Here is a 19831-nt window from a genome sequence, read left to right on the forward strand (position 1 = left end):
CGATTCCGGACGGCTCCCGGCACGACCTGGAGGATTAGGCAAACAAGCGCGAGGTTCCGGCTACGTTGCCCGCGCCTTCGCGCCCTAAGATGAACTTCCCCCACACAGCAGGAGTTCAGCATGACCAAGATTGCCATCGTTACCGGCGCCAGCCGCGGCCTGGGCCGCAACACCGCCTTGAGCATTGCCCGGGGCGGCAATGACGTGATCATCACCTATCAGTCGCGCGCCGACGAGGCGCATGCCGTGGTGGCCGAGATCGAGGCGATGGGACGCAAAGCCGTTGCCTTCCAGCTCGACATGGGCAGTGTCGCAACGTTTGCGCCGTTCGCCGCGAACCTGCGCACCGCGCTGCGCGACACCTGGCAGCGCGACAGCTTCGATCACCTTGTCAACAACGCCGGCCATGGCGACTACGCCCTGATCGAGCAAACCACCGAAGCGCAGTTCGACAGCCTGGTGAACGTGCACTTCAAGGGTGTCTATTTCCTCACCCAGGCGCTGCTGCCGCTGATGGCTGACGGCGGGCGCATCGTCAACCTGTCAACGGGCCTGACGCGCCTGACCTACCCGGGCTACGCCGCCTACGCGGCGGTGAAGGCGGCAATCGAGACGCTCAGCGTGTACATGGCAAAGGAATTCGGCGGCCGAGGCATTGCCGTCAACACGGTGGCGCCGGGCGCGATCGAGACCGATTTCGGTGGCGGCGTGGTGCGCGACAACCCGGAGCTGAACCAGACCTTCGCCGCCATGACGGCGCTCGGCCGCGTGGGCCTGCCGGACGACATCGGACCGATGATCGCCAGCCTGCTGTCGGAAAATAACCGCTGGGTCAACGCCCAGCGCATCGAAGTCTCCGGCGGCCAGGGCATCTGAATCACCGCCCGCTGACGACTACAGGAGCGGCAAGCGTGGAAGCGCGGCCAGTGCGTTGGCACAGGTGGCCGTGCGCACTTCATCGACCGTCAATCCGCGCAGCTCCGCCAGCACGGCGCCAATGGCTGGCAGTTGCTCCGGGCTGTTGCGGCCCGGATGAATCCAGGCCGGCGAAATATCCGGCGCATCGGTTTCAAGCACGATCGATTCAAGCGGGAGGGTGGCCGCCAGGCGCCGGATCTGCAAGGCGCGCGTAAAGGTCATGGCGCCACCGAATCCCAGCTTGAATCCCAGGTCGATGTAGACCTGCGCCTGCTGGAAGCTGCCGTTGAACGCATGTGCGATGCCGCCGGCCGGGCGGATCTGGCGCACATGCTTGAGCACCTGATCCTGCGAACGGCGCACGTGCATGAGCACCGGCAGGCCCAGGTCGCGCGCGATGCGCAACTGCTCGCGGAAAAAATGATCCTGCTTCTCGCGCATCGCCGGTTCGCACAGCATCGGAATGAAGAAATCGAGCCCGATCTCGCCGATGGCCACGAAATTCGGGTCGGCCATCGCCCCTTCCATCGCCGCGCGCAGCGCAAGCAGATCATCTTCCGTCGCGTTGGGCACATAGATCGGATGGATGCCGAGCGCGTAGCTGGCATTCGGCGCGCTGGCGGCCAACTGGCGCACGGTGTCGAAGTTACCCCGTTCGACTGCAGGAATGACGATCATCGACACCCCTGCTTCGCCCGCCCGGCGCGCCACGTCCGGCGACTCGGCGCCGAATTCATGCGCGTCCAGATGGCAGTGGGTGTCGATCCACATGGTCACAGTTCGGCCGGTTGCAGTCCGTGTTCGGTCAGGCGCAGGACGCGGTCGCAACGGCGCGCCAGTTCGATATCGTGGGTAACGATGACGAAAGCGGTGCCCAGCGTTTTTGACAGTTCGAGCATCAGGTCGAAAATCTGCTGCGCGGTGGCGTGATCGAGGTTACCGGTCGGCTCGTCGGCCAGCACGCAGCCAGGCTGGGTGACCAGCGCGCGCGCCAGGGCCACGCGCTGACGCTCGCCGCCGGACAGCTCGCCCGGCACGTGCACCACGCGCTTGGCCAGGCCCACGCGTTCGAGCACGGCGCGCGCCTTGTCGATGGCGGTCGCGCGCTTTTCACGGCGGATCAGCAGCGGCATGGCGACGTTGTCGAGCGCCGAAAATTCGGGCAGCAGATGGTGGAACTGGTACACGAAGCCGAGCGCCTCGTTGCGCAGGTCGCCGCGCGCGGTTTCCGACAGACTGGCGAAGTCCTTGCCCAGCAAGGTCACCGAGCCGGTGGTCGGCGTGTCGAGGCCGCCCAGCAGGTGCAGCAGGGTCGATTTGCCCGATCCGGATGCGCCGACGATCGCCACGCGTTCACCGCGGTAGATGCTGAAGTCGACGTTGGTCAGCACCGGAACCGAATAGGTGCCCTGGGTGAAGGTCTTGCCCAGTCCACGGCAGGCGAGAACCGGCGCGTCGCCGGGTTTGTTCAGATTACTCATAGCGCAGCGCCTCCGCAGGTTTGACGCGCGACGCCGTGTAGCTCGGGTAGAGCGTGGCGACAAACGACAGGACGACGGCCACGCCGCCGATCTTGGCCACGTCGGGCCAGCGCAAATCGGACGGCAAGGCGCTGATCAGGTAGATATCCTTGGGCAAAAACTGTACTCCTAATAAACGTTCAATAAACGGGACGATGACATCGATGTTCAGCGCCACCAGCACGCCCAGGCCGACGCCGGCCAGGGTCCCCATCAGCCCCACCAGCGCACCCTGGATCATGAAGATCTTCATGATCGAGCGCGGCGACGAACCGAGCGTGCGCAGGATGGCGATGTCGGCCTGCTTTTCGGTCACCGTCATCACCAGCGTGGCGATCAGGTTGAAGGCGGCCACCGCGATGATCAGGGTCAGCACGACGAACATCATTTTTTTCTCGGTCTGCACGGCGGCGAACCAGGTGGCATTTTGCTCGGACCAGTCGCGGATGCGCAAGCCGCCCGGCATGCTCGCCTTGAGTTCCTGCGCCACAGCGGGCGCGGCGTGCATGTCGGCGATGCGCAGGCGCAGGCCCGATGGTGCGTCGAGCCGCTCCATCTTCTGCGCGTCTTCCAGGTGCACAAAAGCGAAGCTGGCGTCATATTCGTAATGGCCGGCTTCAAAAATGCCGACCAGCGTGAACGAGCGCGTGCGCGGCAGCATGCCGGCCGGCGTGGTCTGGGCCTGCGCCAGCAGCATGGTCACCTTGTCGCCGATGCCGATGCCGAGCGAGCGCGCCAGCGCGTAGCCCATGACGATGTTGAACTGGCCCGGCACCAGCGCGGACAGGCTGCCCTGGCGCACCTGGCCGGCCGCATCGGACACCTTGTGTTCTTCCAGCGGCAGGATGCCGCGGATGACGGCCGGACGCATCACGCCATCGCGCAGCAGCATGCCCTGGGTTTCGACGAACGGCGCGGCGCCCTTGACCGCCGGGTTCTTGAACGCGTCCTGCATCGCCGCCTGCCAGTTGGGCATGGTGCCGCGCGGGTCGAACACTTCGATATGGGCCAGCACCGACAGCATGCGGTCGGTGACTTCTTTCTGGAAGCCGTTCATCACCGACAGCACGACGATCAGCGCTGCCACGCCGAGGGCGATGCCGGAGACGGAAATAAGGGAAATGAACGAGATAAAGCTGTTGCGGCCACTACGCTTGCCGGCACGCGTGTAGCGCAGGCCGACCAGCCATTCGTACGGTAAGTTGTGGATGATGCTCATGTGCCCCGGCAGTGATTGATTGCAAGTGCGCAGTTTGCCACACAAAGCGCGTCCCGGGCAGGGTTGCCACAATTGAATCACACGTTGCCGCCGTGGTTTTTACAAAAAACTTTGAACCTGGCGCTTTGTGAGCACTCCAACGCATTACCGCAGAATGGAGGCAAATCATGGCATTCAGTCTTTTCGATTCAAAAGGCGTCGATATCGACAAGCAGCGCTTCACCTGGCGCGAGCTGGTGCAAAAACCGATCAGCAAGCTCGACGACGACGCATTCACGCGCATCCGGGTCATCCTCGTTAACGGGCTAGAGACCGAAGCATTGCGTTTCGGCCATCTGGCAGCCCGCTTCAACCGCGAGCTGCGCCTGCCGCTGGCCAAGGTGCGGCGTACCGAGCAACACCAGGCCACCCTGGTCAACTGGCTCATCGCAGCCGACCATTCGCCGCTGGAAACGACGGTCGCCTACGAGCAGGTTGCCATCGAGGTCACCGCGGCCGTCGCGCAGAGCGAGCCAGACCCGTACCTGGCGCAGGTCTACCGCTTCGGCCTGCTGGAAGACTTCGATCACCTGTACCGCTATTCGGCCCTGCTGGACCGGCTGGAGGGCAAGGACGCGAACAATATCCTGCAGAGCTATACGGATATTTTGCCCGGCCGCCCGACGGCCGAGCACCACCGCGCGCCCGAGGATGAGCTGCGCGAACCCTACAACGCCCGCACGGCCGCCTTCCAGACCAAGATCAACGCGCTGACCATCGTTTCAAGCGAATACCAGACGCACGACTATTATCAGAACATCGGCCCCCTGTTCTCCGACCCGCTGGCACGCCAGCTGTATGCCGAAATCGCGTCGGTCGAAGAGCAGCACGTGACCCAGTACGAATCCATGCTTGATCCTGGCGAATCCTGGATCGAGCAATGGCTGCTGCACGAGGCGGCCGAGTGCTACACCTATTACAGCTGCGTCGAGCAGGAAACCAATCACCACATCCGGGCGGTCTGGGAGCGCTTTCTCGACTACGAACTGGGGCATTTCAACATGGTGTGCGAGGCGCTCAAGCAATTCGAGCGGCGCGACCCGGCTGAAATCGTCACGAGCGATTTTGCCGGCCCGCTCGCCTTGCACAGCCAGCGCGACTTCGTGCGCAAGGTATTGGCCAGCGAGGTCGACCTGCGGACCGACGGCACCCGCTTTGTCGGCAAGGAGTTCGAAAGCCCGCTCTCGCTCAACTACCGCAGCATGGTCAACGCCGATGGTTCACCGAGCGACATGGTCGCCGCCGGGTATATCTGGCGCCCGGGAACCGAGCTCACTCGCAGAGGCATGCTGGCCGCCGCCGGCGTCGCCGCGCCTTGAGCGTATTTGGGAAGAGGAGACAAGCCATGAGTAATATACAGACCGAAATACAGACTGAACACGTAGGAATGAACCGCACGGGTATCCAGATGTCGCCCATCGACAGCAAGGCCATGCAGGATATTGAGCCGGCTCTGATGGACAGCGATGGCGTCGACGAAATGGCGCTGGCCGAGCTACGCAGCGAGTACATCGCCAATGCGGATGCGCTGGGATCGGTGCCCCTGCCCGGCACCATCACCGGTGCGGTGACGATGGGGGTGTCGATGCTCAAAGGCGAGAGTCCGCAAATCCTGCTCGACAAGCTGGGCGAACGGCTGGCCTACGAGCGCACCGGAACGCGTTTGTACGATGCGCTGATTACCAAGTGCGAGGTGATGCTGGCAGGTGAAATCAGCATGACAATCGAAGACCTGGAGCAGATACGCGCCGACGAAGCGCGCCATTTCCTGATGCTGGCCGATGCGATCGAATCGCTGGGGGGCGATCCGACGTCGCAAACGCCCAGTGCCGATCTGGTGGGGGTGGAGTCGCTCGGGCTGGTGCAGGTATTGAACGACCCGCGTACCAGCATTGCACAGTCGCTGCACGCCATCGTAACAGCAGAGCTAAGCGACAAGGCAGGCTGGGAAACCCTGGTAGCGCTGGCGGACGAGCACGAATTATCGGACATGGTCGACCGTTTTACACAGGCGCTGAACGAAGAACGCGAGCATCTGGCGCTGACCCAAACGTGGTATGAAGAGGCTATCGGGCTGACTTACGGGGATGTGGAGGTCGACGAACTGCCGGCGCAGTCGCAGTCACAGTTGCAGTCGCCGCCGCCTCCTTAATACAGCGGACCAACGACGGGGCGCTTGCGGATTTTCGCGGTGACTGGTGCGCCAGATGCGACTGCTGTGACCGGTGCGCGCCCCTGCGGCCGACGCAACCGGCGCGACCAATGCAAGCGGTTCAAACGGCACGATCATTGGGCACATTCTGGCCGTAGCGCATGGGTGCGCTACGGCGGCTGGGTGCGCTGTGCCGGTCGCGTTCGTTGCGGCGGTTGCGTTCGCTGCCGCGGTCGCCAGCGCTGTCGACGGCAGCGTTACACGTGCTTACCCCCCGGCCGGTACCTTGACGACCCGGTTATTCACGCCTGAAATGTTCTTTTTGGGTTCGGCGGTGGATTGCCAGCGGACGCTGTTATTCACGCCTTCCACGGTCAGGGGCGCTTTCGGGGCCAGTTGAATCGTGACGGAATTGCCCGAGCCGGACACTTCCAGCGCGGAGCACACGCCCGAGAACGTAATCACGTTGTCGGTTCCTTCGATGACCGCGCGGCGGCCATCGCACGGGAATGCACGTTGATGCCCATTGCCGCTGACTTGAACCTTGTCCTTGCCCGACGCAACGGCGCCAACACTGTCTTCGTCAGCAACCGCGGCGCCAGCTGCACCAAAGGCGGCAACGGCCGCCATACCTAATGTAATCAGGACACGTAATGACATCACAACCCTTTCAAGAAATCGTTGTCGGAATTATATTACCACAATGTGGATTTGACAACTTTCATGCTTCACCGACGGGCATGACCGTTACCCATGTACGAATCCGCTTTCGCTGCGCCGAGCAATCTATCGTTTCACCGGCAGCTTGACGACCTGGTTATTTGCCCCACTCAGGTCCTGGGCCGGCTCGCCCGTGGAGCGCCAACGCACCTTATGGTCGGCACCGGCTACCGTCAGGGAACCCTGCGGCGCAAGTTGCACGGTAACGCTGTTATTCCCGCCCGAAACGTCGAGGCTCGCACACACACCTGTAAAAGTGATAACGTGGTCGGACCCTTCAACCACCGCCTTGCGCCCATTGCATGGGAACGTACGCTGATGGCCGTTGCCACTGACTTCGATGGCTTCCCTGGTCACGGAAATGGCGCCGACTCCCTTTTCCTGCGCCATGGCGGCGCTGTGCAGGCTCACTCCGGCAGCGAAGACAACGCCAACGGCGCGCACAAAACTGGTATTGAACAACATCGATGCCCCCTTATCGAGAAAAAATGTTATCTAAATTTTAGCATTACATTCAAACCAAGCGCACTCATCCGATGGCGCAGCGAGCGTCCCCCGCTTGCTGGCTGATGACACAGATGTGCTCAGGCGCCCGTTTTATCCCTGGCCGTGATGCAATCCTTGGCCCGCTCGCCGCCATTCGCCGACGCGCCAGGATTTTCGGTCGTGCCGTTTTGTCCTACAATGCTGGATGACCCAAATTTCGCTTGTCCTGCCGTTCGCCTTGCCCCCTCCCGAGCTCGCCCCCGATTTAATCCGCGCATTGCAGGCGCCCGCGCTGGCTGCGCTCATCAGCCGCACCACGTCCCGCCAGCAACTGCCGGTCGATGAGGACCTGCGCGCCCTGCCCCATGAAGCCTGGCTGGCACGCGCGCTGGCGGCGTCCGGCGACGGCAAACCGGCATTTGCCAGCACTGTCATGAACGGCTACGGCCTGGCGCCGGCGGAAGGCACCTGGTTCATCGTCCACCCGGCCCACACCCAGATCGCCCGCAGCCATTTGCTGATAGCCGACATGCGCCGCCTGCAGTTGTCCGAGGCGCACGGACGCGTCCTGTTCGACATCGCCAAGCCTTACTTCGACGAATCCGGAATGACGCTGCTGTACGGCGACGCCGGCACCTGGTTCATGCGCGCCGACGACTGGGCCGACCTGGAGACATCGACACCCGATTCGGCCGTCGGCCTGAACCTGACCGACTGGATGCCCAAGGGCCCGCCGGCGCGCGCGTTCCGCAAGCTGCAAAACGAAGTGCAGATGCTGTGGTTCGAGCATCCCGTCAACACCGAACGCGAAGCGCGCGGCCTGGCGGCGATCAACTCCTTCTGGCCATGGGGCGCCTCCCCGGCCGGCGCCAAGGTCGACGCCTCCGCGCTGGCCACCAGTGAAGCCCCGCAGTGGATGACGGCGCTGACCGGGCATCCGCAGGCCGCGGCCATCACATCGATCGACGCAATGGCCGGGAAATCGATCCTGATCTGCGACGCCTTGAGCGAGGCGGCCATGGCCACCGACTGGGCAGGCTGGCTGCAGCACATGCACCGCCTGGAGCAGTCCACCTTCGCCCCTGCGCTGGCCGCGCTCAAGGACGGCCGCGTCAAGCAGATGCAACTGGTCCTGAACCACCGCACCCGCCAGACCGCTTTTACCACCACCCGCTTTTCGCAACGCGCCTTCTGGCGCCGCCCGACCTTAGACAGACTGCTGCCATGACCCGTATCACCACTCGCCCCTGCTCTTTCCGTACGTCCGAAATGCTGCGCCAGACCGGCGTGCATCCCGTGCTCGCGCGCCTGTACGCCGCGCGCGGCCTGACCGACGCGCGCGAATTATCGAGTGAGCTGGGCAGCCTGATGGCGCCCGCCGGCCTGCTGCACATCGACGCCGCCGCCGTGTTCCTGGCCGACGCCATCAAGGCCGCCAAAAAAATGACCATCGTGGCCGACTACGATTGCGACGGCGCCACCGCCTGCGCCGTCGCCCTGCGCGGCCTGCGCGCGATGGGTGCCACGGTCGACTACATCGTCCCCAACCGCTTCGAGTACGGCTACGGCCTCACGCCCGAAATCGTGGAACTGACCGCGCGCGAAAAGGCGCCGGATATCATCATCACCGTCGACAACGGCATTGCCAGCATCGACGGCGTGCTGGAAGCGAAGCGGCGCGGCATCGACGTTGTCGTCACCGACCACCACCTTCCCGGCGATACACTGCCGGAAGCGCGCGTGATCGTCAATCCGAACCAGCCCGAATGCGGCTTTCCCAGCAAGCACCTGGCCGGTGTTGGCGTGGTGTTCTACGTGCTGCTCGCACTGCGCGCCGAACTGCGCAAACGCGGCGTATTCGATGCCCAGACCCAGCCCAAGCTGGACAGCCTGCTCGACCTGGTCGCCCTGGGCACCGTGGCCGACGTGGTACGGCTCGACTCGAACAACCGCATTCTGGTGGCGCAGGGTCTCAAGCGCATGCGCGCGGGCCGCATGCACCCCGGCGTGGCCGCGCTGTTCCGCGTGGCCGGACGCGAAGCACGCAGCGCCTCGCCGTTCGACCTGGGGTTTGCGCTCGGTCCGCGCCTCAATGCCGCCGGGCGCCTGGAAGACATGTCGCTCGGGATCGAGTGCCTGGTCACCGACGACGACGGACGCGCCTGGGCCATCGCGCAGCAGCTCAACGAAATCAACCTGAAGCGCCGCGAAATCGAGGCCGACATGCAGGATACGGCCCTGCTGCACCTCGACGCCTACGAGCCGGCCGACAGCAACACGATCAGCGTGTTCGACGAATCCTGGCACCAGGGCGTCATTGGCATTGTCGCCTCGCGCCTGAAAGAAAAATTCTTTCGCCCGACGATCACCTTCGCGCCGGGTGCGGAAGGCTGGATCAAGGGCTCGGGACGGTCGATTCCGGGCTTTCACCTGCGCGACGCGCTCGACCTGGTATCGAAGCGCGCACCAAGCCTGATCGATAAATTCGGCGGCCATGCCATGGCGGCCGGGCTGACCATTCGCGCCGATGCGTTCGAGGCCTTTTCCGCGGCGTTCGAGGAAGTCGGGCGCGCCTGGCTCAACACGCAGCAGCTCGAACGCATCATCGAAACCGACGGTCCGCTGGAAGACGCCTACTACACGACCGAATTCATCGGCCTGATGGATGGTCAGGTGTGGGGCCAGGGCTTTGCGCCGCCGGTGTTTTGCGATGAGTTCCGGGTGGTCAGCCAGCGCATTTTGAAAGAGCGCCATCTCAAGCTCCAGCTTGAGCGCAACGGCCAGCGTTACGACGCCATCTGGTTCGGCCACACCGCCTCGGTCGGCGAGCGCGCACGCGTGGCATTCCGCCTCGACGCCAACGAATACAACGGCGTCACGCGGGTGCAACTGCTAGTCGAACACGCCGAGCCGGCTTAAGTTCGCTTGAACAGGCCGACGTCGGCGTGCGCGCCCTCAAAACAGCCGGGTCACGCACGTCCCTGTGGCGCTGAGCCGGCTCCAGTCGAGCTTCCAGCATGCGATACCACTACGCCCGGCAATCGCGGCGGCGAAATCGAGACTCTCTTGCTCGCTCCGAAAACGCCTGAGTAAGCTCAGCTGAGGCGGCGGGCGCGCGATTCGCTTATTTTTCACATCCCATGCACGGCACAAGGCAACGGAATAATATTGGACTTCGTCCGGCCCTTCGCCATAGATGTGGTCATCGCAAATCAATGCCAGATCCGCGAATGCCAACCTGGTGTCCTCGTTCGGCATGCTTGCGTCGGTGTAGCGGATGTACTTGTTCCAGCTGCGGTCATCAAAATCGATCCATGTCTTCGTTTCCCATACGGACCCTTCTTTAAAGCGTGCCACCACGTAAGCCCATATGCCCACCCCTACGATGCAGGCAAGGTACAGCGAGAAAAGGATGTCCTTTCGCCAGATGATGTTGGAAAGCCCGCCGAAGGGAGCAAGCAACAGGACGGCACCCGCCACGGCGTAGATCACGGCGCCTAACATCGCATCGGCTGAATGTTCCTTGAGCGTCCATTCCTTCGACTCCAGCTCCCAGCGCTGGCCTTCGCTCGGGTCCGGAAAAGATACGCCGGCACGCCCCTCCTCACCGGGGGCATGGTCGTCCGGCACGCCGACGGCATCCAGCCCGTCGCTACTCACTGGTGCGTCATCCGACATGGTCTTGTGGGGATGTTCAATCATGGGGCGTGCAAGCACACGGGCTTTGGTGTTCCACGCCCGCAGCTCAAGACAGCTTTTCCAGCATCGCCTCGCCACCTTCAAGCTCTGCCTCCCTGAACTGCCAGCACGAAATTGCACAACGCGCCGCCATGGCCTGGGTAAATGCAAGGCACTCCTTCTCGGTGTCGAAGTGCTCCACCTGCGTCAACGGCCAGGGCTGCCGATAACGGACCAGATTGTTCACCTCACTCAACAAGCTTGTGTAGCCCATCCCATCTTCATACATTTCCGCGCGGGATACCGCCGCGACGGCCTTCAGCGGAAGCGTCCTCGATTCCAGCGGTTTGCTGCCGTCGGGGTAGTGCCTGCGCGTATTCCACGTACGGTTCCCGAAATCGATCCATTCACGCGATGTCCAGACCTGGCCCGGCTTCGCCTTTTGCTTCCTGTAACCCCACACGGCGCCCGCAGGAACGGCGACGATCCAGATTGCCTGCGTGACGCTGTTTTCGCCCACGATGAACTCCAGAAGCACCGACAAGAGTTTCGCCAGCGCAAGTGCAACGACGCCGTAAATAAAGGCTGCAGCCCTGGCCATTACCACACGGTCATCCTCGGTTGCTTCCCGCGATTCGAGAACCCAGTGATCCGGTTCGTCGTGGCCAGGCGCCCCTCGGCCATCGGCAAATGGTTGATTGACGACGCGGGGGGTATGCGCTTCGGGGATAGGGCGAGGAATCTTGGACACGTCTGCTTGACACCACACAGGGAGAAATTGGCGATATTATGAGGCTTCGTCAATTTGAAAGAAAAACAATGTTGCTCCTGTCTGCAAGTCTTGCTGCGGCTGTTGTGCTGCCTGTCAGCGCGGCCGCGTTACCGCGCACAGGCGAGCCGAACAGAAACAGTCATTCTTTGTGCAAGCTCATGAACAGTTTGATGGCGATTGGCTTGCACACGACACGAAGATAGAGTATAAATACTCCATAACCGGAGCCCATCATGAATCTTGCCTTCGCATATCCAAAAAGTCGTTTCGAGCCGGCCGTGCTCATCGACCTGAACGCGCGAGCGGAGCGGGAGCGCCTGTCCAAATCCGCGCTCAAGGGTTTTTTTGCCCTCATGACCGCCTGGAAGTTGCGCGACGAAGATGCCCGCGAACTGCTCGGCGGCATGTCGTCCTCCACTTTCTATGAGTGGAAAAAGAACCCCGACCGCGTCCTCGAAGTCGACCGCATTACCCGCATTTCCTACCTGCTCGGCATCTACAAAGCCCTTCACATTCTGTACGGCGACAAGCTTGCCGACGAATGGGTCACCCTCCCGAATACCAATCCTATCTTTGCCGGACGCACGCCCCTGTCGCAAATGCTGGCGGGCGGCTTGTTATCCATGCAAACGGTGCGCAAGCTGCTCGACGCGCGCCGAGGAGGCCTCTGACTTGACGGTCATTCCCAAGCTCACCAATTTGCGGCAGTTCGACACCTGCCGCCTGATCCCATCCCGCTTCGCCGATGTGGAAGATTCCGTGCTCAGCCCGCTGGCCGAGGATCGTGATGTCTTGCGCGACCTGTTCGATATCGATAACGCCACCAATGAACGCCTGCGCGGCGAATACGGCAGCCTGCCTGGCATCGGCGTCGACGAGCTGGTCTTCGGCGTGCCGAATTTCCGCATCATCAACGCGGCCTACACCTATCCGCGCCCGGAAGGCAGCCGTTTCAACGATGGCGAACGCGGCGCCTGGTATTGTGCCTTCGAGGCCGAGACCGCCCTTGCCGAGATCACTTTCCACAAGACCGTGGAATACCAGGAAATTGGCCGCTTCGACGACAGCGTGACGTATCAGGCGCTGATCGCCGACTTTACGAGCACGTTCCACGACATTCGCGGGGTCGATGCCTTTGCGATGTATCTCGATCCGACCAGCTACATCGACTCCCAGGACCTCGCCACGCAACTGCTCGAGAGCGGTTCGATGGGCGTGATTTACCCGAGCGTGCGGCATCCCGAAGGCACCTGCCTCGCATGTTTCCGCCCCGCCCTGGTCGGCAATGTACGCAAGGGACAGGTCTACCGCCTTACCTGGTCCGGCTCGCCTACCCCCGTCGTCGATATTATCTGAACCATCGTTTTACGATCGACTCCACCTGAACTATTGAGTAACTGTATGAATACCAAGCCTGAAAACGACACCGAACTGCGCGCCAAGATCAACCTGGAAACGGCGCGCCTGCCCTGGTCCGAACTGGAGCGCCATTTTGCCCAAGGCAATGTGGTGTTCGTCAGCGCCGACCTCGACCTGGTCGACGTTGCCGTGCGCATTTCGCACGATGACAAGGACAGCATCGCCCGCTGGATGGGCGACGGCAAGGTCGGCAAGGTGTCGGATGCGCAAGCGCAAGCCTGGACCGAGACCGCCGCCGTGTTGTGGACCTCAGTCGTCCATCCTTTCATTCTGGTGCAGCCGGAAAAAGCCGTCCTGCACTGAGCCGATTGCGCCCTAGCCCGGATATTTCGTGAGTAGAGGTCGGCGATCCCGTGCCGAAGCGCGTTGTTACTGGTATCTGACGCCAATCACAACCGGGGACCGCCGATGCCAAATTGTACCAATGAACCGATCAAGTTGGGGAGGGTTGGACGGCGCGTCGTTGAGGCGTCATTCGACGGCGGCGACATCGTCAGCGACGGCGGGGTTCTGCTGCTGCGCCAAGTGGATCAGCGCATCGGCTTAAGCAAAGCGATTGCGCGCGTATTCGAGGATCGACGCCGTCGTGCCAGCGTTTCGCACAGCATGCGCGACTTGCTCGCGCAGCGCGTGTACGGCCTGTGCTGTGGCTGGGAGGACGTCTGTGACCACAATGTGCTGCGCCGCGACTTGGCCATGCAAACGGCAGTGGGCCGGGCCGATGACTTGGCCTCGGCGCCGACGCTGAGCCGGCTTGAAACGTCCTCCACGCGCGCGCAGGCGGCCGCCCTGCATGGCGTTCTGCTCGATCAGTTCATCGCCAGCAAAGCTAAGCGGCCCAAGGAACTGGTGCTCGACATCGATGCCACCCACATGCCGCTGCATGGAGAGCAAGAGAAGTCCCACTTCCACCGCTACTACGACAATTACTGTTACTTGCCGCTGTACGTCTTTTGTGGCCAGGATATCCTCGCCTGCGTCTTGCGGCCCAGCAGCCGCGATCCGGCCGGTATCCTCAGCGCATTAATCAAATTGATCTCCCGGCGCTTGCGCCAGGCTTGGCCACGCATCCGCATCATCGTGCGCGGCGATTCCGGGTTCTGCCGTCATCAAGCTCTGCGCCGCTTCGAGAAATGGGGGCTGCACTATATCGTCGGCTTGCAAAAGAACTCAGCGTTGCTGCAACGAGTAGAGTTGGCCGAACTGGCACTGGCCGAGATGTATCAGAAGGCCGGTTCCAAGCAGCGCATGATTGGAGAATTCACTTATGCGGCGGGGACGTGGGATCGGCAACGGCGCGTCATCGCGCGGCTGGAACACGATGCGCGCGGCGCCAACCCGCGTTTCATCGTCACCAACCTGACTGGGGGTCCCAAGGCACTGTACGAACGCGTGTATTGCGCCCGTGGCGAAGCAGAGAACCGTATCAAGGAGGCGCAGCTCGATTTGTTCGGACGCCGTGCGAGCTGCCATAAATTCCAGGCCAACCAACTGCGGCTGCTACTGGCAGCGTTCGCCTATACCCTGATGATCAATTTGCGCCGCCTGGCTTTGGTTGGCACGGAACTGGCACGCGCCTGCACGGCGACGATCCGCATCAAACTGCTCAAGATCGGCGCGGCCGTCGTGCGCAACACGCGGCGCGTGCGCGTCATGCTCGCATCCCAACATCCACTCAAGCACGTCTTCCTCACTGCCGCCCGCGCGCTGGCACCATAAGCCCGCCAAGTGCTGTCCCCGGCACGCTATAAAGCAACGGGGGTAGGGGGAGTTACGTCTGCAATCAGGCCGCGCGGCAGAACCGACACCAGGAAGCGAGCAATCAACATGCCGCAGCCATGTTCGGCGCACCCCGGCCCTCAGATTGGCAGACTCATGAAATATCCGGGCTAGCGCCGCTTCAGGATCGACCCTAGCACGCCGCGGATAATCTCCCGCCCGACCTGCGAGCCGATGCTGCGCGCCGCCGACTTCACCATTGCCTCCACCGGCGATTGGCGCTTGCTGTTGCCAGCGCCGAAAAGGCCCCCAAGCATGCCGCCGAAGGACGTGTCGGGTGCACTCTCGGGCGCCTGGCTGCGCGCGCCGCCGGCCGGGGTCCTGACGCGCGGCGCCGGGCTTTCAGCCTGCTCCGCAGCCGCAGCGCGGGCGGCGATCAATTCGTGCGCCGATTCGCGGTCGATGCCTTGTTCGTACACGCCGGCGACCACGGATTGCGCCATGGCGCGCTGGCGCCCGGCGTCGTCAATCGGGCCGATCTGCGATGCCGGCGGCAAGATGAACGCGCGCTCGACCATATTCGGCCGCCCTTTCTCGTCGAGGAAGGAGACAAGTGCTTCGCCCACCTCCAGTTCAGTGATGACCTGGGCGGTATCGAGCGCCGGGTTGGGGCGGAACGTGTCGGCGGCCGCCTTGACCGCTTTCTGGTCGCGCGGCGTGTACGCACGCAAGGCGTGCTGCACGCGGTTGCCCAGCTGCCCGAGTACGGCGTCGGGAATGTCGAGCGGGTTCTGCGTGATGAAAAACACGCCGACGCCCTTCGAGCGGATCAGCCGCACCACCTGCTCGATCTTTTGCAGCAAGGGTTTGGGCGCTTCGCTGAACAGCAGATGCGCCTCGTCGAAGAAAAACACGAGTTTCGGCTTGTCCAGGTCGCCTACCTCGGGCAAGTTTTCAAACAGCTCGGACAGCAGCCACAGCAAAAAAACCGCGTACAGGCGCGGCGCGTTCATCAGCTTGTCGGCGGCCAGGATGTTGACGATGCCCTTGCCTTGCGCGTCGGTTTGCAGCAAGTCATCGATATTGAGCATCGGTTCGCCGAAAAAGCGGTCACCGCCCTGCTGCTCGACCGCCACCAGTCCGCGCTGGATGGCGCCGATACTGGCCGCTGAAATGTTGCCGTAGGCCGTGCGGAAATCCGCAGCGTTGTCGCCCACATGCTGCAGCATGCTGCGCAAATCCTTGATATCGAGCAGCAGCAGGCCATTGTCGTCAGCGATCTTGAACACCAGTTGCAGCACGCCTTCCTGGGTATCGTTCAGGTTCAACATGCGTGCCAGCAGCAGCGGGCCGAGATCGGAAATCGTGGCGCGCACGGGATGGCCGTTCTCGCCGAACACATCCCAGAACGTCACCGGACAAGCGGCCCATGCTGGCGCTTCGACGCCCAGTGCGCTCAAGCGCTTTGTCATCTTTTCCGAGGCGGCGCCGGCCTTGGCCATGCCGGACAGGTCGCCCTTGACGTCCGCCATGAACACCGGCACCCCGATTCCGGACAGCGCCTCGGCGATCACTTGCAAAGTCACCGTCTTGCCGGTACCGGTTGCGCCGGTGATGCAGCCGTGACGGTTGACCAGCGCCGGCAGCAAATCGAGCAGGCGCGGCGGTTCGGATGCATTGTTTCTGGCAATCGGCAACGGCATGGACATGGCGTCAATCTCCTGGGTGCGATGGGATATTCATAGTACCTCATGCCTTTGGCATCGATCGATGCAAGTTTCCCGGCAATGGTCAAAACGTGATTCAATACGCCCGCGGCGATTTGCCGCAGTTACTCTTCGTCGGAGACCAGAATGCGTTCGATTATTTTTCTTCTTGCCGCATGGCTGTGCGCCAGTGGCGTTCAGGCCGCAGGTGGCATCACGGCTGGTGGCGTTGTTTTGCTGCAGCCTGAACAGGTGATCGAAGCGAGGGTCAGCGTGGAAAAGCTCGCTCCTTACCTCAAGCAAGTGGACGCTGCCGCGAGTGGAACATTCAATGCAGCGAAGGGCGTACCCGCCACCGGTGGATTCCTGGTGGTGGCGATTCGTCCGGGACAGCAATCGAAATTCTGGCTCGATTTCAATCCGCCTCTGCCGCCAGCCGTGGCGAGCGGCCTGATCGCCGCCGCGCAAGGCGTGCAACCGCCTCCCGTCAACGGCGGAACAGTGGTGCTCGCGATGAAATATGGTGTCGCCGGTGGCAAGGTGCCAGCGGGTCCGATCCCCTCCCCGGCGGAGTGGGCAACGGTAGCCAAGGCAGCAGGAAAGCCGCTGGAGATTGGCGATCTCGTCGACCGCATCTGGAAGTAAGTGCGGATTGGCGGCCAATTTCTGCTGTTTGCAGGAAAGAACCGGAGGAATGGCGGCAAAGGACGCCTCGGCCCGCTACCGCCATGCCGTTCGCCGTGCGCTGCCGTTGTGCGCGGGCCGTGCTCATTGCTGGCTGTGAAGGTAATGCCCGACCAAGCCAAAACATGGGTTCAACCCGACGGCCAACCGAACTGAGTCTGTGCTGGGCACGTCAGCAACTTGTTACTTTGAACGTTATACTTCATCAGACCCAGCCGCTTACGTCAACGTTGAGCAGACCAAACCACTTCAATAAGGCATCGATCCATGACGCAACTTCTCTTTTCGTATGGAACGCTCCAGCAGCGTGATGTGCAACTGGCCACCTTTGGACGGGAGCTTCGAGGTACCGCCGATCAATTGGTGGGGTTTCATAGTTCGATGGTAAAAATTGAAGACCCGGACGTTGTCAAGACGAGTGGAAAGAGTCACCATCCCATCGTCAAACAAACGGGCATTGCGGAACACCTCGTTGCTGGTACTGTCTTCGAGGTGACGAATGATGAACTCGCGCATGCAGACCGATATGAAGTATCAGACTACAAGCGCGTCTCAGCTCCACTGTCCTCCGGACGTATGGCTTGGGTTTATGTAGACGCGCGCGCATAGCGAGGTCGGCGCCTGGGCAATAGACAGCGGTAAAGTAGTAGAACACTTGAGTCAATTTTGAGCCACCATAGACCCTGTCAGTGGGTTAATTTTCACTCCGCCTCAACACCGTAACATGGCAACTCAGTTGCCAGCCGGGACGACGATTGAAAATCGGGAGTTGGCCGCGATCCGTCGCCACCGCACAGGCGGGAACGCACGCGTTCCCGCCAAGTTTGCATCGTAGCCTGCAGCTCGATCAAACACGGCTACCGACTTGCGTGGAATTAACTAGATCAGGGCGATGCCGTGCGCGACCAGTCGTTCAGACTGCCCGCTCCACAAACCCCATTCCCACAAACACCCGTTCCGCGTTGCCGCGTTCCGCCTGAAAGTGGTGCATGCGGCGCTCGGATTTGTTCTTGCCCTCCTCCGTCTTCGCCAGCTCCCCCAACTTGCTGAGCAACAGCTGCGCCGCAAGCCGCTTGTTGGCATGCTGGCTGCGCTCGGTCTGCACCTTCACCGACAAGCCCGATGCCACATGGGTCGCCCGGATCGCGCTGTCGGTCTTGTTCACATGCTGGCCGCCGGGACCCGATGCGCGCGTCGCTTCATACCGGATCTCCCCGAACTCGGTCGACACGGCCGGCGGCGCAAACGCCGCCCCGCTCAGGAACCAGTTCTTCCGCTTATGCATCTTGCGGTAAGGACTCTCGCAGATCCACTGGATGCTGCCGCACCAGCGCGCAGCAAGCGCCCCTTCAGGTTCCGCAGGACCGTCCAGCTCCAGCAGCACCGAGCGCAAGGTCCCGCCGACGGGCCCATCCAACTGTTCCACCACGCTGACCGTCACCCCCGCCTTCTGCGCCTCGCGGCTCAGTTGCGCAAGCGCCTTCGTCACCGCCAGGCAGCACTCCACCGGGCCCGTATTGGCTGTAATTTGTAACCAGATCATCAGCAGCACTCCCCACGCGTTTTGTAGGTCAGCACTTGTTTGCTTCTCGATACCACCTTCACCAATCCCGCGCCCACAAGCGAGCCAAGCACGCTGTCGACATTCTTGTACGCCTGTGGCGCTTCCTCATAAATCAGGGCACGGTCATTGCAGATGACGCGCCCGCCCATCGACGTGCGGCTCAATTGCGCCGGCGTCGCCAGTTTGTCCAGGCGGCCCTTGCAATCGGTACGCATCCATTTGCGCCCTGCTCCGTGCGCCAGCGAATGCAGGCTCAGTTCACCGGCCGACAGCACCGGTTCGATCAGATAGCTGTAGTCGTCGCGCGAACCGGGCAACATCACCAGCCCCTGGTCGCTCGGCGTGGCGCCTTTGCGGTGCAGCCAGCCTGCCTGGCCATCAATGCATGCCGGTGTCACAGTGTTGTGGTGAACGTCGAGCACGCGCACGGCCTCACAACGCAGGCGATGAAAAATCCGCGCTGCGATCAGCGAGCGATTCACTTCCGCGTATTGCAGCGCTGCGTCGTGTTCGCGCAAATACGCGACCGCTTCCGGGCTGCCGTCGGCCAGACCGGCGTGACTGTGCGCGTCAACATGCGCGCGCAGAATCACCTGGCCAAGCCCACGCGAGCCGCTGTGCACCAGCAGTTGCAGGCATTTGCGCGTCAGTGCCGTGCGCCCCATCACCTCTTCATCTTCGACAGCATCGATGGCCTGAAGTTCGGCGAAGTGGTTGCCGCGACCGATGGTGCCGAGCGAGCGCAGCGGCGCCAAGTCAAGGCCAGCCGCAGCCAGCGATGCCGACAATGCGTCGATGCGTGCCGGCCAGGACGGATCGAGGCGCTCCAGAGCGGCCCATTCCGCCTCGTCGATCACGTCGTCGAGATTGCCGATCTGCTTGTCGATCTTGTCGAGTTTGGCCTTACCGGCAAGGATATCGGTTTGCCACAGTGCCATGCCGCAGCCGATGTCGTTGCCGACCAGTGCCGGATACAGGCGACCGGTGGAAAAGAAGGCGGCCCCGACGGGATAGCCGCGGCCCGGATGCAGGTCGGGCAAGCCGACCACGCGCTGCATGCCGGCCAGTGCGGCCGTGGTTTTGGTTTGTTGTATTGCTGCGTCTTCGAGCCACAGACGGTCGGACGCGATGATCGAAATACGATCAGAAATTTGCTGAACAAAATTGCCCATGTGATGCCAATCCAAAAAAAATACGATACGGGATTGGGCGCTGGCGGAGCGCTGACGATTAAC

21 protein-coding genes are annotated in these 19831 nt (G+C 62.3%); 11 read left to right on the forward strand and 10 right to left on the reverse strand.

Translation table 11 applies throughout. The features are described 5' to 3' along the window. The first annotated feature begins 120 nt into the window (after window positions 1-120). On the forward strand, window positions 121-876 hold the full coding sequence (locus CR152_RS25120) for an SDR family oxidoreductase (protein ID WP_099879531.1): 756 nt from the start codon (window positions 121-123) through the stop codon (window positions 874-876). An 18-nt stretch (window positions 877-894) separates the two neighbouring features. On the opposite strand, the gene CR152_RS25125 is transcribed toward CR152_RS25120, so the two are convergent. From CR152_RS25125 to CR152_RS25135, 3 genes are read right to left on the reverse strand one after another with little or no spacing between them, the layout of a single operon-like run. Further along, window positions 895-1689 (reverse strand): TatD family hydrolase, encoded by a 795-nt coding sequence (locus tag CR152_RS25125; protein ID WP_099879534.1) that lies wholly within the window; start codon window positions 1687-1689, stop codon window positions 895-897. A gap of 2 nt (window positions 1690-1691) precedes the next feature. Then, window positions 1692-2399, reverse strand: a complete 708-nt coding sequence (gene lolD, locus CR152_RS25130; RefSeq protein WP_099879536.1) for a lipoprotein-releasing ABC transporter ATP-binding protein LolD — start codon at window positions 2397-2399, stop codon at window positions 1692-1694. Beyond that, the gene (locus CR152_RS25135) at window positions 2392-3657 is read right to left on the reverse strand and encodes a lipoprotein-releasing ABC transporter permease subunit (RefSeq protein WP_099879538.1); all 1266 of its coding nucleotides are present in this window, start codon (window positions 3655-3657) and stop codon (window positions 2392-2394) included. The genes lolD and CR152_RS25135 overlap by 8 nt, the downstream gene beginning before the upstream one ends. Before the next feature lie 167 nt (window positions 3658-3824). Here CR152_RS25135 and CR152_RS25140 point away from each other — a divergent pair, with 167 nt between their 5' ends. Both CR152_RS25140 and CR152_RS25145 read left to right on the forward strand, forming a co-directional pair. Further along, window positions 3825-5015 (forward strand): hypothetical protein, encoded by a 1191-nt coding sequence (locus tag CR152_RS25140; RefSeq protein WP_099879540.1) that lies wholly within the window; start codon window positions 3825-3827, stop codon window positions 5013-5015. A gap of 26 nt (window positions 5016-5041) precedes the next feature. Further along, a complete protein-coding gene (locus tag CR152_RS25145) occupies window positions 5042-5848 on the forward strand; it encodes a ferritin-like domain-containing protein (RefSeq protein ID WP_229413583.1) in 807 nt (268 codons plus the stop codon). A 267-nt stretch (window positions 5849-6115) separates the two neighbouring features. Here the strand turns inward: CR152_RS25145 and CR152_RS25150 are convergent, their stop codons facing one another. Beyond that, entirely contained in the window at window positions 6116-6508 is a 393-nt protein-coding gene (locus CR152_RS25150; RefSeq protein WP_099879544.1) for a DUF3060 domain-containing protein, read from the reverse strand. Window positions 6509-6634: 126 nt separating this feature from the next. Beyond that, entirely contained in the window at window positions 6635-7033 is a 399-nt protein-coding gene (locus CR152_RS25155; RefSeq protein ID WP_099879546.1) for a DUF3060 domain-containing protein, read from the reverse strand. Window positions 7034-7259: 226 nt separating this feature from the next. Between CR152_RS25155 and CR152_RS25160 the strand changes: the two genes are divergently transcribed. Continuing rightward, a complete protein-coding gene (locus CR152_RS25160) occupies window positions 7260-8282 on the forward strand; it encodes a hypothetical protein (RefSeq protein WP_099879548.1) in 1023 nt (340 codons plus the stop codon). Further along, the gene (gene recJ, locus CR152_RS25165; RefSeq protein WP_099879550.1) at window positions 8279-9973 is read left to right on the forward strand and encodes a single-stranded-DNA-specific exonuclease RecJ; all 1695 of its coding nucleotides are present in this window, start codon (window positions 8279-8281) and stop codon (window positions 9971-9973) included. The genes CR152_RS25160 and recJ overlap by 4 nt, the downstream gene beginning before the upstream one ends. Window positions 9974-10009: 36 nt before the next feature. Here recJ and CR152_RS25170 read toward each other — a convergent pair whose 3' ends face one another. After that, window positions 10010-10756 (reverse strand): hypothetical protein, encoded by a 747-nt coding sequence (locus tag CR152_RS25170; RefSeq protein ID WP_099879552.1) that lies wholly within the window; start codon window positions 10754-10756, stop codon window positions 10010-10012. Window positions 10757-10799: 43 nt separating this feature from the next. Next, entirely contained in the window at window positions 10800-11483 is a 684-nt protein-coding gene (locus CR152_RS25175) for a hypothetical protein (RefSeq protein ID WP_157778724.1), read from the reverse strand. Window positions 11484-11737: 254 nt separating this feature from the next. On the opposite strand from CR152_RS25175, the gene CR152_RS25180 reads away from it, so the two are divergent. The 4 genes from CR152_RS25180 (at window position 11738) to CR152_RS25195 (ending at window position 14642) form a co-directional block, all read left to right on the forward strand. Beyond that, window positions 11738-12175, forward strand: a complete 438-nt coding sequence (locus CR152_RS25180; protein ID WP_099879556.1) for an MbcA/ParS/Xre antitoxin family protein — start codon at window positions 11738-11740, stop codon at window positions 12173-12175. A 1-nt stretch (window position 12176) separates the two neighbouring features. After that, on the forward strand, window positions 12177-12860 hold the full coding sequence (locus tag CR152_RS25185; RefSeq protein ID WP_099879558.1) for an RES family NAD+ phosphorylase: 684 nt from the start codon (window positions 12177-12179) through the stop codon (window positions 12858-12860). Window positions 12861-12905: 45 nt separating this feature from the next. Next, a complete protein-coding gene (locus CR152_RS25190) occupies window positions 12906-13226 on the forward strand; it encodes a DUF2288 domain-containing protein (RefSeq protein ID WP_099879560.1) in 321 nt (106 codons plus the stop codon). A 105-nt stretch (window positions 13227-13331) separates the two neighbouring features. Next, window positions 13332-14642, forward strand: coding sequence for an IS1380 family transposase (locus CR152_RS25195; RefSeq protein ID WP_099875410.1), 1311 nt, complete (start codon window positions 13332-13334; stop codon window positions 14640-14642). 170 nt (window positions 14643-14812) lie between these two features. Here CR152_RS25195 and CR152_RS25200 read toward each other — a convergent pair whose 3' ends face one another. After that, window positions 14813-16351, reverse strand: a complete 1539-nt coding sequence (locus CR152_RS25200; RefSeq protein ID WP_099879562.1) for a helicase HerA-like C-terminal domain-containing protein — start codon at window positions 16349-16351, stop codon at window positions 14813-14815. Between the two features lie 144 nt (window positions 16352-16495). Between CR152_RS25200 and CR152_RS25205 the strand changes: the two genes are divergently transcribed. Together CR152_RS25205 and CR152_RS25210 are read left to right on the forward strand one after the other, a co-directional pair. Next, a complete protein-coding gene (locus CR152_RS25205; protein WP_157778725.1) occupies window positions 16496-16993 on the forward strand; it encodes a hypothetical protein in 498 nt (165 codons plus the stop codon). A gap of 306 nt (window positions 16994-17299) precedes the next feature. Beyond that, window positions 17300-17641 carry a gamma-glutamylcyclotransferase family protein gene (locus tag CR152_RS25210; protein ID WP_099879566.1) on the forward strand — a complete coding sequence of 114 codons (342 nt, stop codon included), beginning with the start codon at window positions 17300-17302 and terminating at the stop codon, window positions 17639-17641. A gap of 304 nt (window positions 17642-17945) precedes the next feature. Here the strand turns inward: CR152_RS25210 and prfH are convergent, their stop codons facing one another. Together prfH and CR152_RS25220 are read right to left on the reverse strand one after the other, a co-directional pair. After that, entirely contained in the window at window positions 17946-18575 is a 630-nt protein-coding gene (gene prfH / locus CR152_RS25215; RefSeq protein WP_099882762.1) for a peptide chain release factor H, read from the reverse strand. Continuing rightward, entirely contained in the window at window positions 18575-19768 is a 1194-nt protein-coding gene (locus CR152_RS25220; RefSeq protein ID WP_099879569.1) for an RNA ligase RtcB family protein, read from the reverse strand. The genes prfH and CR152_RS25220 overlap by 1 nt, the downstream gene beginning before the upstream one ends. Window positions 19769-19831 lie beyond the last annotated feature (63 nt).

Origin of the sequence: Massilia violaceinigra, from assembly GCF_002752675.1 — a bacterium.
GTDB classification, from domain to species: Bacteria; Pseudomonadota; Gammaproteobacteria; order Burkholderiales; family Burkholderiaceae_D; genus Telluria_A; species Telluria_A violaceinigra.

Coding starts and splice junctions, on each gene's coding strand:
- recJ (WP_099879550.1), top strand. CDS start 8,279: ATGACCCGTATCACCACTCGCCCCTGCTCTTTCCGTACGTCCGAAATG.
- lolD (WP_099879536.1), bottom strand. CDS start 2,399: ATGAGTAATCTGAACAAACCCGGCGACGCGCCGGTTCTCGCCTGCCGT.
- CR152_RS25155 (WP_099879546.1), bottom strand. CDS start 7,033: ATGTTGTTCAATACCAGTTTTGTGCGCGCCGTTGGCGTTGTCTTCGCT.
- CR152_RS25180 (WP_099879556.1), top strand. CDS start 11,738: ATGAATCTTGCCTTCGCATATCCAAAAAGTCGTTTCGAGCCGGCCGTG.
- CR152_RS25195 (WP_099875410.1), top strand. CDS start 13,332: ATGCCAAATTGTACCAATGAACCGATCAAGTTGGGGAGGGTTGGACGG.
- CR152_RS25140 (WP_099879540.1), top strand. CDS start 3,825: ATGGCATTCAGTCTTTTCGATTCAAAAGGCGTCGATATCGACAAGCAG.
- CR152_RS25160 (WP_099879548.1), top strand. CDS start 7,260: ATGACCCAAATTTCGCTTGTCCTGCCGTTCGCCTTGCCCCCTCCCGAG.
- CR152_RS25190 (WP_099879560.1), top strand. CDS start 12,906: ATGAATACCAAGCCTGAAAACGACACCGAACTGCGCGCCAAGATCAAC.
- prfH (WP_099882762.1), bottom strand. CDS start 18,575: ATGATCTGGTTACAAATTACAGCCAATACGGGCCCGGTGGAGTGCTGC.
- CR152_RS25170 (WP_099879552.1), bottom strand. CDS start 10,756: ATGATTGAACATCCCCACAAGACCATGTCGGATGACGCACCAGTGAGT.
- CR152_RS25125 (WP_099879534.1), bottom strand. CDS start 1,689: ATGTGGATCGACACCCACTGCCATCTGGACGCGCATGAATTCGGCGCC.
- CR152_RS25205 (WP_157778725.1), top strand. CDS start 16,496: ATGCGTTCGATTATTTTTCTTCTTGCCGCATGGCTGTGCGCCAGTGGC.
- CR152_RS25200 (WP_099879562.1), bottom strand. CDS start 16,351: ATGTCCATGCCGTTGCCGATTGCCAGAAACAATGCATCCGAACCGCCG.
- CR152_RS25150 (WP_099879544.1), bottom strand. CDS start 6,508: ATGTCATTACGTGTCCTGATTACATTAGGTATGGCGGCCGTTGCCGCC.
- CR152_RS25120 (WP_099879531.1), top strand. CDS start 121: ATGACCAAGATTGCCATCGTTACCGGCGCCAGCCGCGGCCTGGGCCGC.
- CR152_RS25135 (WP_099879538.1), bottom strand. CDS start 3,657: ATGAGCATCATCCACAACTTACCGTACGAATGGCTGGTCGGCCTGCGC.
- CR152_RS25145 (WP_229413583.1), top strand. CDS start 5,042: ATGAGTAATATACAGACCGAAATACAGACTGAACACGTAGGAATGAAC.
- CR152_RS25220 (WP_099879569.1), bottom strand. CDS start 19,768: ATGGGCAATTTTGTTCAGCAAATTTCTGATCGTATTTCGATCATCGCG.
- CR152_RS25210 (WP_099879566.1), top strand. CDS start 17,300: ATGACGCAACTTCTCTTTTCGTATGGAACGCTCCAGCAGCGTGATGTG.